Here is a 15,745-nt window from a genome sequence, read left to right as displayed (position 1 = left end):
CCCGTTAGCACTCATCCCCGACCGCCAGGGACTTTTTGATTACTCGATCCTTTTAGGATCGAGTAAAACCATTCAACACCCGCCATAAAATCATGTGTCGTGTCACGTTCTTCACTTAGCTGTTATCCCATTGGTGAATTCCCCCAAAAACGCATCATGCACCCATGATTTCATTGGTCGTAACTTCCAGATATCTACTGCAGCGCCATCTATTTCTGGCCGGAGAACAAAGCAGGTGTTTGCCAACTCACTAGTGTCAACTTTACGCACATCGTAATTTACTACTAGCCCTTTATTTCCCATCCGCTTTTGAGTCTAGTTCAAATACCAAATTTGAAAAATTGTAGTGATGCCCTTGTCCCCTTCGTGACCACCTGCATATTTTGGTACAAGGAGGTGATATCTCTCATGGCAACACAGCCGATTACAATCGGGGCAAATAGCATTGCACAGATTGGAGACAGATTTTTCCTAATTGTTGAAGTAGAAGCAAAGGTGCCTGGAGTTGAAATTGACCCTGTTTTTGCAGTTCGTACGACGCCCCAACAAGCGAGGGCGCTCATTAAAGCAGGTGTAATGCGTACTATAATTCAGAACACACGACCGCGAGCCTGCCCAGGATTGGAAGTTGAATTTAAAGGTGTACTGTTCGCTAATGGTCGGTTTTTCTCAGTCTTTGACGTGGAAAATTCCACCGATATTTCAGTACTTGTAAGAATCAGCCGTCAACGAGCGCAAAGACTTATCCGCAATGGAGCACGGAGAATTAAGGTAATTAGAAGACCTTTCTAACAATTTCACCTAAGCGACTGTTAACCTGCACAAGATGAAACCTATCTTGCTGCAGGCTTTTTTTATGGAGTTGAATTGAATGAAACCATATCGTTTGTTACATTACTCTTGAGGTGATATCGTTGGCCGAAGCAACCTTCTTTCAAACTATAAAAAGAAAAGCCAAAAGCTTAAAATTAGAAGCATATGTATTATATTTTGCATATAAGGACTCCAGAGTTTCTTGGTATGCAAAACTATTTGCAATTCTCGTTGTAGCATATGCCTTTAGTCCGATAGATTTAATCCCTGACTTCATCCCAATTTTGGGGTACTTGGATGACATCATTTTAGTTCCACTAGGGATATGGCTAGCATTAAAGCTTATACCTGAACCAGTGATTAGTGATTGTCGAGAAAAAGCTCAACAGCTTCTCACTAAAGGTAAACCGAAAAATTGGATTATTGGCGTACTTTTCATTCTCATTTGGATTCTCCTTGGAATTGGGGTATGTTGGTACCTCTACAAATTGCTTTTTTCATGATTGACGGCTTTCACTTTCCTCCCTACACATTGTGATTAAATGGTTGAGCAAAAAAACTCTCCCTTCCGACCAAGGGAAGAAAAGGGAGCTGGGTGGACTGGGTTCAAGTCACTCCTTAGGGTTCATCGTACCAATTGAAAGCAAAGTTATTTCGTAACGAAAAACATTGTAATAAATTGTAAATATTGGTAATGTTTAATAGAATATGCGGACAGGAGATGATAGAATTGAAACGGTTTGGTAAAGCTGCTTTGGTGACAGTACTTTCTGTATCCTTTTTTCTGCCCTCAGATACACTAGCCGCCAATTCCCAACAGTCATCGAATACAGTAGCTCCAGCTACGTTATTACTTGATAGTACCTTTGCAGAACTAAGTAACAGGAGCTTTGCAGATCTTCAAGGGATTTACATTACTACACCCACTAAAATTACTCTAAATGTGACTCAGCGAGGTAATGGTGCTGCTACTGGTACTCCTGTGGTCTCTTATAAAATAATGAAACCACATTATGACGGTACTGCTACATCCTATGGTAGTGAACGATTTGAAGGAACAGGTGCATTCAGCTTTACCAGCACCCAGGTATTACCACCAGGTGAATACTATATTAGAGTAAACAACAGTGGCGTTGGCAAAGTCAGCGGATCAGTTAAAGTCACCACTCCATAAACCATCCCGCTAATTGATAGAGGCTTCCTACTGGAGGCCTCTTTTTATTTTATTGTTTATTTCACCCTTTTACTCTTACGTTAAATTGCTCCGGGAAACTGGTTCCATTCCTTACCATCCAGGAAGAGTCAGTCCGTTTTTTCCAATGCAATAACCGAATGCAGAGAAGCAAGGAGTCCCAAAATACAGAGGAGATCAACATTAAGTAGGCTCAAACTGTCCGTGACGAGAATCTAATTACCGCGAATGGAAGCGGAGCATTGGAGCCTTCCATACACATCTCGGAGAAATTGGGCGCTTTTCTATTCTTTTAATGCTCTCATCTGGCCAAATCGCACAACTGCCTCCATGTGGCACCTCCTTTAATCATTCGAGATATTGTCAATCTTAACTCTATTCGACAATTTCCCCTAAAGTTGCGAGGATTGTTTTTGTGATAAAATGGTATATATTGGTATTTCGTATAAAGGATGATAGTCGCTTCTTTTTTTTGCAAGACCTGCTGCAACAATTGACCTCTGGTTTCCAGTGCTCCTAACGGAACGCAAATTGAGGTACTGCAAGCCTCGCCTGTTCCTGAAGGATGGATCATTATCAGTTCAGGTGAAAATTCGAAAGTGATCAGGAAAATTGGCTAAAACAAAGAGCACATGGCAATGCATCTAGTCCGCGAGCTGACGTCGAAATGCAATCGGCATCAGCTCGCGGGTTTGTAACAACATGTTCGGAATATTAGATGAAGAACCGCCTGGTACATATATCATCTGCAAGATAAGTTTCTGGGAGGGCGATTTATCAAATGAAGCTAGTGATAAATCGTTGAATATAAAAAAACCCTCCCTTCCGACCAAGGGAAGAAAAGGGAGGCTGGGTGGACTGGGTTCAAATCTCTAGTTCACCAAGTCGAACGAGTTCGACTACTGCCTGAGATCGACCTTTGACACCTAATTTTTGCATGACATTACTAATGTGATTGCGCACAGTCTTTTCGCTGATGAAGAGTTGTCCGGCAATCTCTTTGGTTGTCTTATCTTGGACCAAGAGTTCAAACACTTCTCTTTCGCGATTCGTTAACAACGGCTTGGTTTGGTCGCTACCCTTCAATCGTGCCACCCCTCCTTGTGGGCTCTACAGGAACAAGGTTGAGGGATTACAGAGTCACCTTATCCTATGATGGGGGGTGGGTGATGGTGCCGGAATTTCAAGGATTTTAGGCTTTTGCCTTACATCCTATTCAGAAAATGGGCAATGGGTTCCGAACACCGCTGAGAAACCTCTTCGACATCCGCCGTGAATTTTTCCGTTCGAGACGACGATGGTCGCCAGTTGTCCCCCGTTCAGATCGCGACGAGTTCGCCTCGCCTGATGAGATTGCCATCGGAACCCAAGGCCAACACCGCCCCCGACACTCCAGTCTATTCAGCCGACACATATACTGCTCCCTACAATTCGGCTTCCATTCCACTATTTTTAACCGGATCAACCAAAAGTGCCCTTGATTCGTAAAAACCAAGGGCACCACACCTTAAATAAAAGGAGTACGACTATACGTTTGTTCGAACTTATCACGCAACCCTTTTGCCAACAAGCTAAACGATCCAATGGCGATCATGAATGCCCCCAGCGGTACGAGAAAAATCCACGTATAGTTACTGTAAATAAAGCCTCGATAAGACCCGAGCAACCCGGCCCATTCGTGTGTAATAGAATGATACAAAATCGGGTCAAAGGTCATTTTGGTTCCACCAACAAACAGGTCAAATATGCCGAGAAGCCCCATCAAGGTCATGACAGCGATCATTTCTGTCACCAAGATAATAATGAGCTGTTCCTTCAAATGTGGCAAGATGTGGCGAAAGACGATTTGATTCCGTCCAGCTCCCAGTGAAATGGCAGCCAAGACGTATTGGGATTCCTTAATTTGTTCGGCCTTTTGACGTACAGAAGAGGCTACAGAAGGAGTTCCAAGGACAGAGACAAGCCCTATGAATAGCAGAACGAGCGTGAAAGTCGGCAGCTCGGAGTTCACATTGATCCCTTTCAAAAGAAAATACACGGGGATAAACACAGGCATATAGCTCCATGCATTTTCAATCGCCATCCACCAATGCTGCTCTTTATCTTGAATACTGATATAGAGTCCAATCCATGTACCAAGTAACACGCGAATGAATGCGATCGCAAGGGTAATAAAAACAGTGTATGGCGCTCCATGGAGCAAGAGGGTTAGTAAATCATACCCCCATTTGTCCGTGCCGAGCAGATGTTCCTCTGACGGTGGTAAGGGTGGAGAGACCATGACTTGTTTCCCGTTCACAATCTCCTGACGCATCTTCGCCTGATATTCCAGATCATAGGGAGCCAAGTAAGGACCCACCACAGCGATCACCATCAGAGCGAGCACGAAAATACTTCCTAGCCATAAAGAAAAATGGAATCGTCTTTTCATTCAAAAACCTCACTTATCTCTCATGCTGAAAATTGACCAGCTGCTTAAATAAATGGGGTACGACTATACGTCTGTTCGAATTTATCACGCAATCCTTTGGCCAGTAGACTAAAGGAACCAATTGCAACCAGATAAGCAGCAAGTGGGATCAGGAAAATCCACGTGTAATTCGTGTAGACAAAGTTTCGGTAAGTCCCGAGCAGTCCTGCCCATTCGTGTGTGGTCGAGTGATACTCAACTGGGTCATAGTACATAATCGTGCCGCCTACAAAAAGACCAAATATCCCGAGAAGCCCCATCAACGTCATGGTGGCGATCATCTCTGTTACCAGGACAATGACCAGATGCTCCTTCAAATGCGGTAGGATGTGTCGAAAGATGATCTGATCCCGCCCGGCCCCCAGCGAAGTCGCAGCTAAAACGTACTGCGATTCCTTGATTTGCTCCGTTTTTTGACGGATGGACGCAGCTACCGAAGGCGTCCCTAGCACAGCCACAACCACTATGAAAAACAATACGAGCGTAAACGTTGGCAATTCGGGATTGATATTGATTCCTTTCAATAAAAAATAGACAGGAATAAATATAGGCATGTATCCCCAGGCGTTCTCAATCGCAATCCACCAGCGCTGCTGCTTGTCCAATATTCCAATATACAGTCCGATCCATGCCCCCATCAATAATCGCAATAACGCAATCATGAGCGTAATAAAAATGGTGTACGGTGCCCCGTGGAGCAGTTTTGTTAGTAAATCATAGCCCCATTTATCCGTACCCAACAGATGCTCGCTTGAGGGTGCCAAAGGAGGTGAAATAATCACTTGCTTCCCGTTCACCATCTCATTGCGCACTTTCACCTGGTAATCGACGTCATAGGGGGCCAAATAGGGTCCGGCTACACCGATAACCATGAGAATGACTACCAAGATACTGCCTAGCCATAAAGCCCAATTGAACCGTTTCCTCATACCATACCCTCACTCATTCCAAAAGAAGTCTGGGTTATTTATACACAACCGCGCGTTCAATCACATACAGAATGAGACGAATCAATACATAGACCAAAATGGATAGCAAAATAATACCTAACAGTCCCATGACGGCAGCATTGAACTCGTAACCGCCATCTTTGCTGAAAATAAAGCGGGTCAATCCTACGACGTTTAATAAGTACTCGACAATAAACAAGTTGGCTACCGAAATCGCAATTGTCTTCTTTAAATCAGCAATGAGAAACGGTTTGATATTTTTATAGACGTGGTGAATGAGAACATGCCAGATCCCCATCCCCTTGGCAAGTGCTGTTTTAATGTAGTCTTCGCCGCCGATTTGTGCATATTTCAGGCTGACTACCTTCATGAGGAATATCGTCGGTCCAATTGACAGTAGCGTAATCGGAAACCAGGTACTCTCAGAGTCACTTACAGGTGACAGGGTGATAATTCGAATGTTTGTCATCTTGTAGAATCCGACCGCACCCACAATCGAGACAACAATCAGGATAAAATCAGGAATCGTGGCAAGCAGATTCAGAACCTTTTGAAATTGACGCACAATCTGAAAGCGCTGCAATAACAATCCAAAAATAATACTAGCTAGGACTGCGACACTAACACTTGCGAATAGTAGTTCAAAGGAGCTAATGGCAAATGGCAGGATATCCTCCGCGATGCTCCTTTCCGTTTGCCCCGAATAATAGGTTCCGAGAGAGCCTTCTGCAATCTGCTGAATCAGATACACCGTATGAACTACGATATTTCCCGGTTCGAACACAATTTCTTCCTTTTGCGTATATAGCATGAACGGCCCACCGCAAACGACGATCACTAGGAAAAACATCCCAATTAATTGTTTTACATAGGTCAAGCTCTCATACCTCCTTACTATTTCCAACAATACACTATCTATTAAAAATCATCCAGACAATAGAAAATATTTTATTTTTTAATTCTATTCAAACAGAAATAAAAAAGTGGTTGAGCAGGATAGCCTGTCAACCACTTCTCCATTCATGGGAACAGTTGATTCGAAAAAGATGATAGCTGATCGATTACTTCGTAGAAGAAGTAGCTACACGCAGCTGCTCATTTTTCATGAGAAGATTTTGAATCGAAGCAGTAAAAGGTTTTCTTACTCCATCTTTCAAACGTGGTACCATTGGAATCATCTGATAGACCTCCCTTCTGACAATATCTTCTTAAGAATAGCATTTTTCCTTATTTAACGTCAATTGCGTCCATTCCCAGATAGGAAGCGAGCTGATTGATTTCGGACATGTAGATGTTTTCTTGTCCGTAGTAGCCCTCCTGCTCCCCTGCAACCTGTGCAAATTTCGAATAGAGCCGGTTCAGATAGGCATGTTCAGCATCAGCGCAAAAGGTCACCTGTTTCACTTGTGCGTTTTCTGTTTGAACCTGTCTGATAAGATAGCGAAAGCCTTTCAGAAATACCCTGCTTTTTCGATATTTTTCTTCGACGATGACGGAATGGATATAGCAAATTTCGCCCTCTGGGTCTGGTTGCCTTTCTGCTGTCATGTATTGATAATGGCCCCATCCGACCAATTTACCTCGCTCGCCTTCTATCAGGATCAAATGAGAATCCGGGAGAAACGTCAAAATATGAGCAAGCGTATCACTGAGGGAAAACATTCGACTAAATTCCAATCGATTGCGCATAAAGAATAGCGTAAATTGAGCAAAATCATGGTCACTGGTACATTTTCTAAATTGGACATGCATTCTTTGCACACTGCCTCTCTTTTTTCTGTTGGTTAACGTATCGGGTGTTGGACGTTCTTGCCAACCGTCGAGTGTTGGGACGTGAAGTACTGGTATACCTTTAAAGGTAAGGTCATAACAACACAAGAGGTGAGAGCTGTCACAGTTGTTGTCTGTAAAGCACCTGCTAAGTCTGTTTCTCCAAAGTGATCCCCGTCCTCCAAGATCGCAAGGTGAATCTGCTCCTCAGATTCAGCAGATGCTTGGGATACGTCTACCTTTCCTCGTGCGAGGAGGTGAAACTTCTCTGCTGCTTCTCCTTCCCGAATGATCGTCTGTCCAGCCGTAAACGTCTCGGTATGGAAGAGATGTAAAATATCAGGCATATCAGCACCTAAAACATCCGCATTGCCTTCTGTCACAGTCAAAACACTTTGCTTGTCCCATAGCCGTCTGTAATAGCCCCGCTTTTGCAACAGTTGAACATGTGTCCCTTGCTCGACTAGTTCCCCCTGCTCCAGCACAAATATTTGATCCATGTCCGTTATCGTCGACAAACGATGTGTCACCGTAATGACAGTCCGATCTCTGGAAAGCTTCGCAAAAGTCTTGTTAATAGAAGCCTCTGAAATGGGATCGAGAGCAGAAGTGGCTTCATCCAGAATGAGTAGAGAAGGATTGCGCACAATCGCTCGAGCAATGGCAAGTCGCTGCCTTTGTCCCCCTGAGAGGTTGCTTCCCCCATCCAAAACTAGTGTTTCGTACTGGTCAGGTAGAGACATGATAAAGTCATGGATCTCCGCTTGCTGTGCAGCTATCCTCAATTCCTCGCTGGTCGCATCGAGTTTGCCGAGCCGGATGTTTTCGGCTATTGTTCCGTGAAAAAGAAAGTGATCCTGAAAAACGACCCCTACATGCTTGCGGAAGGCTCCCCGATTACATTCATCTAGTTTTGTGCCGTTTATCTCGATATGACCAGAACTAGGTTGATAAAAGCCTAGTAGCAGCTGAACGATCGTGCTTTTTCCAGACCCGCTGGAGCCAACAATTGCCACTTTTTTCCGAGCCGGAATCTGCATGCTGACCTGCTTGATGGACAACTGATTTTCCTGATAGCCAAACGTAACATTTTTGACGGACACTTCAGTCGTACGTAAATCCAATTGTTCCGCAGAATGGTCGACTTTTTCACTAGGTTCATTCAGCACCTTCTGGATACGCTCCATACTGACTTGTGCATCTGTCATCAGCGGGAGCGTAAAGGTCAGATTAAACACTGCATTCCCCATCGACGTATACATGGTAAAAAAGGCGACAAGCGAACCGACAGAGATTCGCCCGGTGAGTGCCAAATAGGAACCGAAGCCGATAATCGTAAAGTTGATGAGTAGTAAGCATAGCGCAGGGATTCGTTCCAGCTTCGCTGCCATCAAATTTTTGCGGTAGTTGCTGACCAACAACAATTTGAGTCTTTCATTGAATTTATCGATCATGACAGCTTGCAGATTGAAGCCCTTGATAACCATTTGCGCTCTCGTGTTTTCCTGGACATCATTCGTCATAGCCGCGAGTTGTTCTTTGTATGCGGCATTGACTGCGTGGGCACGTCGGCCAAGCAAATATGGGCCTGAGAAGATCAAGATTGCCCCCACCAAAATACACAGCGCCATCACCCATTCCAAGTAAAACAACACCATCGTACTAATCGTCACGACCGCCAATGACTGAATACCGGTCGTGAAGAGAATCGCTAACGATCTGTCAATGACAGGCAAATCCACTGAAAAGTGAGAGACCAGTTCGCCCGAACGCGTTTTGTGGAAATAGCTGACCGGCAAATGCTGCATATGTGCAAACAGTTTTTGCCGCAAATCATTTTGCACACGTGCATTTAGTTTTGCCAGCACATAATCACTGACTATTCCAGCGCTGACACAGATAAACCCACTAATCGCCAATACTAACAGGATGACTGTGAAAACGTGCATATCTTTGGGAACAATCGCTTTATCAATGATCATCTGGAAACTGAGAGGTGCCAAGGATAAAAAAAGCAGATCGAGAGCAAGCGTGAGGAAAAAAAGGGAACTCAGGAGCTTATAGGGGCGTATGTAGCTAAACAGGTTTTTGATGACGAACAGCATCGTGACGTCTCCTTCTTGGATTAGAAAAATGGTTCATGTTGAAACCGTGCTGCATAGGATTGCCAAGCCAAAAAAGATGCGCGATATTCATCCAATGGACCGTTTGTCGTTTCCACAGAAGCTACCCGTTCTGCAATCTTGGTAAACAATTTGCGTAAAGAGTCGTCCGAGGAAGCCCAGAATCGAAACTCCTTCACGTCCTCCTCCATATAGGCAATATACTCGGTTACATACTGAAGGGCGTGCAAAAAAAGGCGACTGCTGCGATACTGTTCCAAAAAATAGACCACCTGAATTTGAACGATATGCTTGTCTTCGTACTGATTTTCACCTGTCCCGTAAATATATGAAAAGGCACCGATCACTTCATCGTCATCGTTGAAGCAAAGAAATGCTTTCCCCTCCAGTAAAACAGGACTCGCCAGAAAACTGAGCGCCACAGGATAGGAATATGGCATGCGAAGCTGGTCGTAATTTTCCAATAAAAAGGCCATGTATTTCTCGTAATACATCTCAGCTGAGCAGATCGAGAAGTAATGATCCATCTCTTTTTATCCCTCCTTTAAATGATAAAGCGTGGGTACGTATCCTTCACAAAAAAGACGGCCATTAGCCGCCCTATCTTATCACAATTATTTGAATATCCAGTCTGCCCATGTCATGAAGATCGAGCGGTGCAGTCAATGCTGTCCCTGCCATGTCTTTCAAGTCATGCTGGTGTAGAAATAAGGGCGGGGTAATGTCTACAATAACACCTCGATTGGATAAAAGCGTGCTCGCATTCCCGGAAATCATGTTCCCTAACTCGGAAATGGCACTTTTACCGAGCTCATCCATCTCTTGCACGGGATAGCCGCCCATCATGGCCGAGACAATGCGCAAAGCCAATTCCTCTTGCAGACCGAAAAAGACCTCACCTTGTAATTGGCCTGTCATTCCGATTCGAATCCATGTATGGCCTTCTACATGGCTCCATTCTCTTTCAGCTAACTCTCCACGCGAAATGTCGACATTGCATACTTGTTGAATCACGGACGAAGCTGATTCAAGAAATGGATCAAGGTACTGGACTATCATCTGCATTCTCTTCCTTTCCCGGGCAATTCACTCTTAGAGGTTGTACTCGTATAGGACTATCATAATGTCGCTTTTTGGCAGATGCAATAGGATTACGAAAACTTCATAGGCATAAGGTCACGAAAACAAGGTATACCGGGAAAATAATCCTCTACTTTTGTCTCATGACGAATGGTATAGATGGTCGTGCACGTTCGCAAGTCTAATATTTCTACACCGACCTCATGCTTACTCAATTGCCACATCGGTAGCTCGACTTGATCAAAGGCAAAAACAGTATCCCCAAATTCCAAGCATTCCTGTATACAGCGGACATCATCGTAATGCTCATCGGCCTCAAGCAAATGAACAGGCTCCAAACCGAATTGTTCGATCAGATGAATGCGATCCAACAATTGCTCTGCCCCACGCTTCCTTCTGGCTGTCCTTCTCGGTGAGAGCACTGGGTACTCTCTCGTAACATATTCCCAATTGATCCCGTGGTAAAACATCAAATAGTATCCTCCAAAAAAAAAATTTGGCCCGGCAATAGCCGTTTATCTGCTACTGACGGGCCAGCTAGCCTATTTTTTCTTTCCGACGACGTTCATCTCCGCTCGGGCTTCCCTACCCAGCGCATCGGTAGCAACAACCGTCAGTTTTTGCTTGCCTTCCTCTACCTCATGAAGCACCAAGCGAAAAAGCCCATGATCATTCGCGTTGGTCTGAAAGCTCTTTGATCCGTAGTTGATTTGGAGGTTAACAGCACCAGCACCTGTCACTTTCCCTTCGATGGGCAGTGCTTCGCCTTCCTGCCCTTCCAGCTGTTTGTTAGGAAGCTGTATCGTCGGAGCTGGCACTGTTCGCGCCTTGTAGGATATACGCTGCTCCCCATTGCTTATGACAACAGCCCCTGCATTTGCATCCACATACGCATACACCATTAGCATGCTTTGATTGCCTGCGCCGTCTTTTCCTTCGAGTAAAATGCGATTTTCTCCCTGCTTCATACTCAAAATTTGCGTTACGTATTTTTGCGCAGGGATTTCCAATTGCTCTTCTTCAAAGTAGGACACGATTTGCCCGTTGATACTTACCTGACCTTTGTAGGTTTGATCTCTGTACATGAAGCGGACCGGAACCAGCATGTTCTTAGTTGCTGGATCGAACTGTACGTCTTCGCTGCCATCGTTTAGCAATTGCAATGTCGGAGGACTCGTATCGACGATGACCCGCTGCGTGAATTGGCGCTTGTTTCCATACATATCCATTGCACTGTACATCACATAATTGAGGCCTTCCGTTAATCGCAGGATGGTTTCAAATGATCCATCCGTCGCCAGCTTTACAGGCGTTTTGTTAATCGACAAGCGCACTCTGTCCATCATATCCTCGCCTGTCACTTTGCCCCTGAAGGCCACATCCGGCTGCTTGGATATTTTCAAATAAGGAAACAAATCATCCGGAAACTCCACAAATGGCGGGGTGCTGTCGCTTTTCCCGTTTATATGTGCCACACTGATATTCCCCGCGTAATCATACGCTACCACACTCATTTTTTTATCCGGCTGATTAATGAGTGTGCTGGACACTTTTGGAGAATAGGGGCCTCCTACTCTTTTGCCGTTTACATAAAGGAAATAGGCCTGGATATCTTTATCACGGCTACTCCACTGAACCCGATTTCCTGACACAGAAGCTGTAATTACAGGAGCTTTTGTATCCACGCGGATGGGAAGTGTCATCGATTGCCAATTTGCATTGCGATCGTCTATTTTGGCCTTAATGGAGAATTGGTACTGCCCATCAGGTGCCTGTATATAGGCGCCTTTTTGCGGTGAAAAGATCTTTCCGTCCCAGCTCCACGCTTCCTTTTCCGTATAATAGTATGGGGTCCCCAGCTTGGATTGGTCGAACTTGCTCACCTTTTCATCACGAACAAGAGTGCGAATCGGCTTGCCTGACTGGTCTGTTACTTCGACGATAATATGACGGGCATTCCGCAAAAACGTAATCGAAGGAGCAGCGACATCATAATGCCCATCCCCGTTTGGCGAAAAGGCGATATGATTGGGATCGACTTTCGCACCGCCATCGGCTTTAACACCTGAAACTCCTAGATAATCGCGATAGCGCCACTTGTCATTGCGTTTATCATGATACCAGGTTGTCTTGACACCTGTGCGTTTTTCCTGGCTTTCTGCCTCCCATACGGGCTGATCCATAATCCTTGGTTCATCCCAATCGCCATAGAAGCCATAAAACGGCGTGCGCAACGTAGGCAGCTCCTTATCATCTGGTTGAAAGGAAATAAATCCTTCTGCAAATTGATTGCGTGCGGAGCCTTGCGGAATCGTGAGCGTTACCTTCACTTCCTCTAACTTCCCTGGGGCAACGGTAATCTTCGGTGCTGAAAATTGCAGTTCTGCCCCCTCGAAAAGAGTATCGGTCAGCATGTTGATCCCATTCTTGCGCAAGTCGGTCAAGACGCCAAACTCATTTTGCAGTTGATACGTAATCGGCTTTTTGCCAAACTTGTTATTGATAAACAGAGAAAAGGTCGTTGAATTCCCGATCTCTCCTAACGAGACGCCTGCTTTTCCTTTTGCAGTCACAACGATGGCTGGGGTCTTGATCGCTTTTGCGATTTGCATCACACCTGCCCCTTGAACCCGTGGGCTGTAAGGTACTTTTTTTGCTTTCTCTTTATCCGCTGCTGCAACGCTGATTTGCGGATCGATAATCGGCTCTGCTGTATTCATAGCCGCAGCCTTTAACGTATCGACTAGCGATCTGCCTTGTAGGTTCCGCCCTTGCTTGAGATAGCCTTGCTTCAGCAAAGCCATTCCGCCTGCCACATGTGGCGTCGCCATTGAAGTACCACTTTTCACGGCATATTCAGACTCTCGCGTGAGTGACAAGATGCCCCCACCTGGAGCTGCAATCTCCGGTTTGAACTGCAAATCGGGCGTTGGTCCCCATGATGAAAAAGCAGAGATCGTTCCACCGTCTGGGTAGGGCATTGGATTTTGTCCATATTCACCGTTAAAGGAGACGGTCACTTTCTTGCCTTTTTTAATCGCTTGTGCCATTTGCTCGCCCATGTGCTTCAAAATTGAAACAGCCGGGATTTGTTTGGCATGCTCCGCACTGATAATCAGTGGTCCCATTTCATTGTTGTAGATGACAGCACCAACTGCTCCTGCTTCTTTGGCGAGACGCAGCTTTTCGTCAAATGAAATGTCCCCTCTCTCGAGCAATACCACTTTATCTTTTACGGAAACATTGTAGTCTTCCTTCTTCCCTTTCCCCATATAGACGAGCGGATACGGCTTCATCAGCGTCATGACTGGGTTTATTGCACCCCCGCCTTCCACATAGCCCGATAAATACACGACTTTCTCCATACCGGGTACTCCTTGCACCGTAAAGCTATAGCCAGCCAGTGCTGTAGCGTTGACAGAAGCAACTGAAAACGCATCAGGACTCAAGCCTGGAGAACCGATCATGGCGATATCCGGATTCTGTGCTCGTACCTTATCACTGCCGAAATACGCATCATTGCCGGCGGCTGCCACTACTACGATCCCATTATCGACTGCTCGCTTCACAGCCATTTGCTCTACATTTGTTTCATCCACATAACCCGCTGAGGAACCGAGACTCAAGTTGATGACATCTGCTTTTTTCGTAATGGAATCATTGATTGCAAATAAAATCGATTCACCTAGCCCAGGTACCTCGCTTTGATAGTTGGAAAATACTTTTTGGCTAATGAGCTGTGCTTCGGGAGCAACCCCTTTTACTTTTCCGTTCGCACCAATAATTCCCGCCACATGGATACCATGCTGGGATTCCGATACGTCTTCCGTTGTTTGCGTACGGTCAGCCCAGTTAAAGCCAGGAATCACCTTCTGGGAAGAGCCTGATTTTTGCATGGCTGAACGCTTATCATGTGGGGCAGGCAAATCAGGGTGACGCGGATTGACTCCCGTATCGATCACGGAAACGAGCATCCCTTCCCCTTTTACCCCCGCTTCCTCCCAAGCCTTAGTCGCCTCAATCATTTCCAGCGAATCGACAGGCGCGGATTTTAATTGCTCACCTCGCAGTAGCAGTTCTTGTCGTTGCCATTCATCTGCTTTCGCTTTATATTCCTTGTCCGCCTTGCCTGTATGTAATGGCTGGTGCATATCCGCGAGATCCTGTAAAATCTGCGTACGAATGGTCGCCGTTCCTTCAAACGCTGTTGTGCTCACAGTCGTTGCGGGAAGCAAAGCCAATATCAATCCAATGCTGCATACCTTTTTCTTCATCGTTTGCCCCCTTGCTGGAAGTCATTCCATTATGTTTTCAGTTTTCACTAGGAATCGCTTGGGTATTCCCTTCTTTTCGCGAAGGTTGACAAACGATGTGTTTTCTGCCTATATTTAAGTGCATTAAATATTACATATCAAATATTCTTGCTCACGAAGAAATAGATCAAATAAGGAGATGATACGAGCAATGCCCTCCCCTTCTACAGATACGCTTGAGCGCTTGCAGGAGGCGTTTCGTACCATTATGCGCACGATGGGAACGCAATTAGCTGAACCTGTCTCTGGTTTAACTGGCCCACAATTTTACATTCTTCATCAGTTGGAACAGAAGGAACAATGCACGGTTGGAGAGTTGGCTGAATCAATGGGGGTCAAACCAAGCGCAATCACAGCAATGGTCGACCGTTTGGATAAACACGGCTTCGTCGCCCGTGATCGTGATGAGGAAGATCGCCGAGTCGTTTATATCAGCTTGCGTGATTCTGGCAAAAAAATTTTGCAAGTAGCCAAGCAGAATCGGAGAGAACAACTAAATAAAATGTTTTCTCACCTCAGCGAGGATGAACTCCAGCAGTTCGTCAGCATCTTTGAAAAGCTGGCGGTGGCGGCGGTTATCGAGTCGAATTGAATAAACTCCTTGCACGTTGATATTGTGGTGGGGAGAAAACAGGAGAAAACGCTCAGATTCTTGTCCCACCCGCTGGCGGATTCACTGCCCGACTCCATGCAAAAAGCGAAACCGCGTCCAAAGTGATCCTTTCAGGATGCTTCTCAGAGGTGGACGCTTAAGAGCGTGTTTCGCTTTTTGCATTGCGTCTCGGTCGGTGTACCAAAGATCTTCGCTTTTTTCTCCTGTTTCCTCTACGAACTTTCCGTGTTAACGGGTTTTAAAAGCATTAAAAGATTGAAGAATGCAGTAAGTCACGACAGAGAAGAATATTTCCAGACGTAGCGACTTGTGGAGTCCCACCCAGCGGAGAAGGATTTGCGGGCAACAGAAACGCAACGTGCCCACGCGACGAAGCGGCTACCACTTTTGCGTTTCCCCGCAAATCCCTTCGGAGCGGCCA

The 15,745-nt window shown here is 45.4% G+C and carries 14 protein-coding genes; 4 read left to right on the top strand and 10 right to left on the bottom strand.

Annotated features, from left to right (window positions below; genetic code table 11):
- The first annotated feature begins 408 nt into the window (after positions 1 to 408).
- From KB186_RS20385 to KB186_RS20375, 3 genes are all read left to right on the top strand, one after another.
- On the top strand, positions 409 to 792 hold the full coding sequence (locus tag KB186_RS20385) for a hypothetical protein (RefSeq protein WP_173608596.1): 384 nt from the start codon (positions 409 to 411) through the stop codon (positions 790 to 792).
- A gap of 122 nt (positions 793 to 914) precedes the next feature.
- On the top strand, positions 915 to 1,316 hold the full coding sequence (locus KB186_RS20380) for a YkvA family protein (RefSeq protein WP_221867755.1): 402 nt from the start codon (positions 915 to 917) through the stop codon (positions 1,314 to 1,316).
- 227 nt (positions 1,317 to 1,543) lie between these two features.
- The gene (locus tag KB186_RS20375) at positions 1,544 to 1,987 is read left to right on the top strand and encodes a hypothetical protein (protein WP_173608598.1); all 444 of its coding nucleotides are present in this window, start codon (positions 1,544 to 1,546) and stop codon (positions 1,985 to 1,987) included.
- Between the two features lie 882 nt (positions 1,988 to 2,869).
- On the opposite strand, the gene KB186_RS20370 is transcribed toward KB186_RS20375, so the two are convergent.
- The 10 genes from KB186_RS20370 to KB186_RS28380 form a co-directional block, all read right to left on the bottom strand.
- Positions 2,870 to 3,091 carry a helix-turn-helix domain-containing protein gene (locus KB186_RS20370; RefSeq protein ID WP_003387736.1) on the bottom strand — a complete coding sequence of 74 codons (222 nt, stop codon included), beginning with the start codon at positions 3,089 to 3,091 and terminating at the stop codon, positions 2,870 to 2,872.
- A 421-nt stretch (positions 3,092 to 3,512) separates the two neighbouring features.
- Positions 3,513 to 4,436: an ABC transporter permease gene (locus KB186_RS20365; RefSeq protein ID WP_173608599.1), complete on the bottom strand. Its 924-nt coding sequence runs from the start codon at positions 4,434 to 4,436 to the stop codon at positions 3,513 to 3,515.
- 44 nt (positions 4,437 to 4,480) lie between these two features.
- Positions 4,481 to 5,404: an ABC transporter permease gene (locus KB186_RS20360; protein WP_221867753.1), complete on the bottom strand. Its 924-nt coding sequence runs from the start codon at positions 5,402 to 5,404 to the stop codon at positions 4,481 to 4,483.
- 34 nt (positions 5,405 to 5,438) lie between these two features.
- Positions 5,439 to 6,302: an ABC transporter permease subunit gene (locus KB186_RS20355; RefSeq protein ID WP_173608601.1), complete on the bottom strand. Its 864-nt coding sequence runs from the start codon at positions 6,300 to 6,302 to the stop codon at positions 5,439 to 5,441.
- A 350-nt stretch (positions 6,303 to 6,652) separates the two neighbouring features.
- Entirely contained in the window at positions 6,653 to 7,177 is a 525-nt protein-coding gene (locus tag KB186_RS20350) for a GNAT family N-acetyltransferase (protein WP_173609130.1), read from the bottom strand.
- A gap of 32 nt (positions 7,178 to 7,209) precedes the next feature.
- On the bottom strand, positions 7,210 to 9,300 hold the full coding sequence (locus KB186_RS20345) for an ABC transporter transmembrane domain-containing protein (protein ID WP_232774257.1): 2,091 nt from the start codon (positions 9,298 to 9,300) through the stop codon (positions 7,210 to 7,212).
- A gap of 20 nt (positions 9,301 to 9,320) precedes the next feature.
- On the bottom strand, positions 9,321 to 9,845 hold the full coding sequence (locus KB186_RS20340) for a hypothetical protein (protein WP_173608603.1): 525 nt from the start codon (positions 9,843 to 9,845) through the stop codon (positions 9,321 to 9,323).
- Between the two features lie 73 nt (positions 9,846 to 9,918).
- On the bottom strand, positions 9,919 to 10,377 hold the full coding sequence (locus KB186_RS20335) for a chemotaxis protein CheX (RefSeq protein WP_056497752.1): 459 nt from the start codon (positions 10,375 to 10,377) through the stop codon (positions 9,919 to 9,921).
- A 92-nt stretch (positions 10,378 to 10,469) separates the two neighbouring features.
- A complete protein-coding gene (locus KB186_RS20330; protein ID WP_221867750.1) occupies positions 10,470 to 10,868 on the bottom strand; it encodes a hypothetical protein in 399 nt (132 codons plus the stop codon).
- Between the two features lie 72 nt (positions 10,869 to 10,940).
- Entirely contained in the window at positions 10,941 to 14,672 is a 3,732-nt protein-coding gene (locus KB186_RS28380) for a S8 family serine peptidase (protein WP_304502620.1), read from the bottom strand.
- Between the two features lie 190 nt (positions 14,673 to 14,862).
- On the opposite strand from KB186_RS28380, the gene KB186_RS20315 reads away from it, so the two are divergent.
- Positions 14,863 to 15,303 carry a MarR family winged helix-turn-helix transcriptional regulator gene (locus KB186_RS20315; protein ID WP_173608605.1) on the top strand — a complete coding sequence of 147 codons (441 nt, stop codon included), beginning with the start codon at positions 14,863 to 14,865 and terminating at the stop codon, positions 15,301 to 15,303.
- The last annotated feature ends 442 nt before the right edge of the window (positions 15,304 to 15,745 follow it).

It is taken from the genome of Brevibacillus sp. AF8 (assembly GCF_021270385.1).
GTDB lineage: Bacteria > Bacillota > Bacilli > Brevibacillales > Brevibacillaceae > Brevibacillus.
This window is presented reverse-complemented; position numbering and strand designations above follow the sequence as displayed.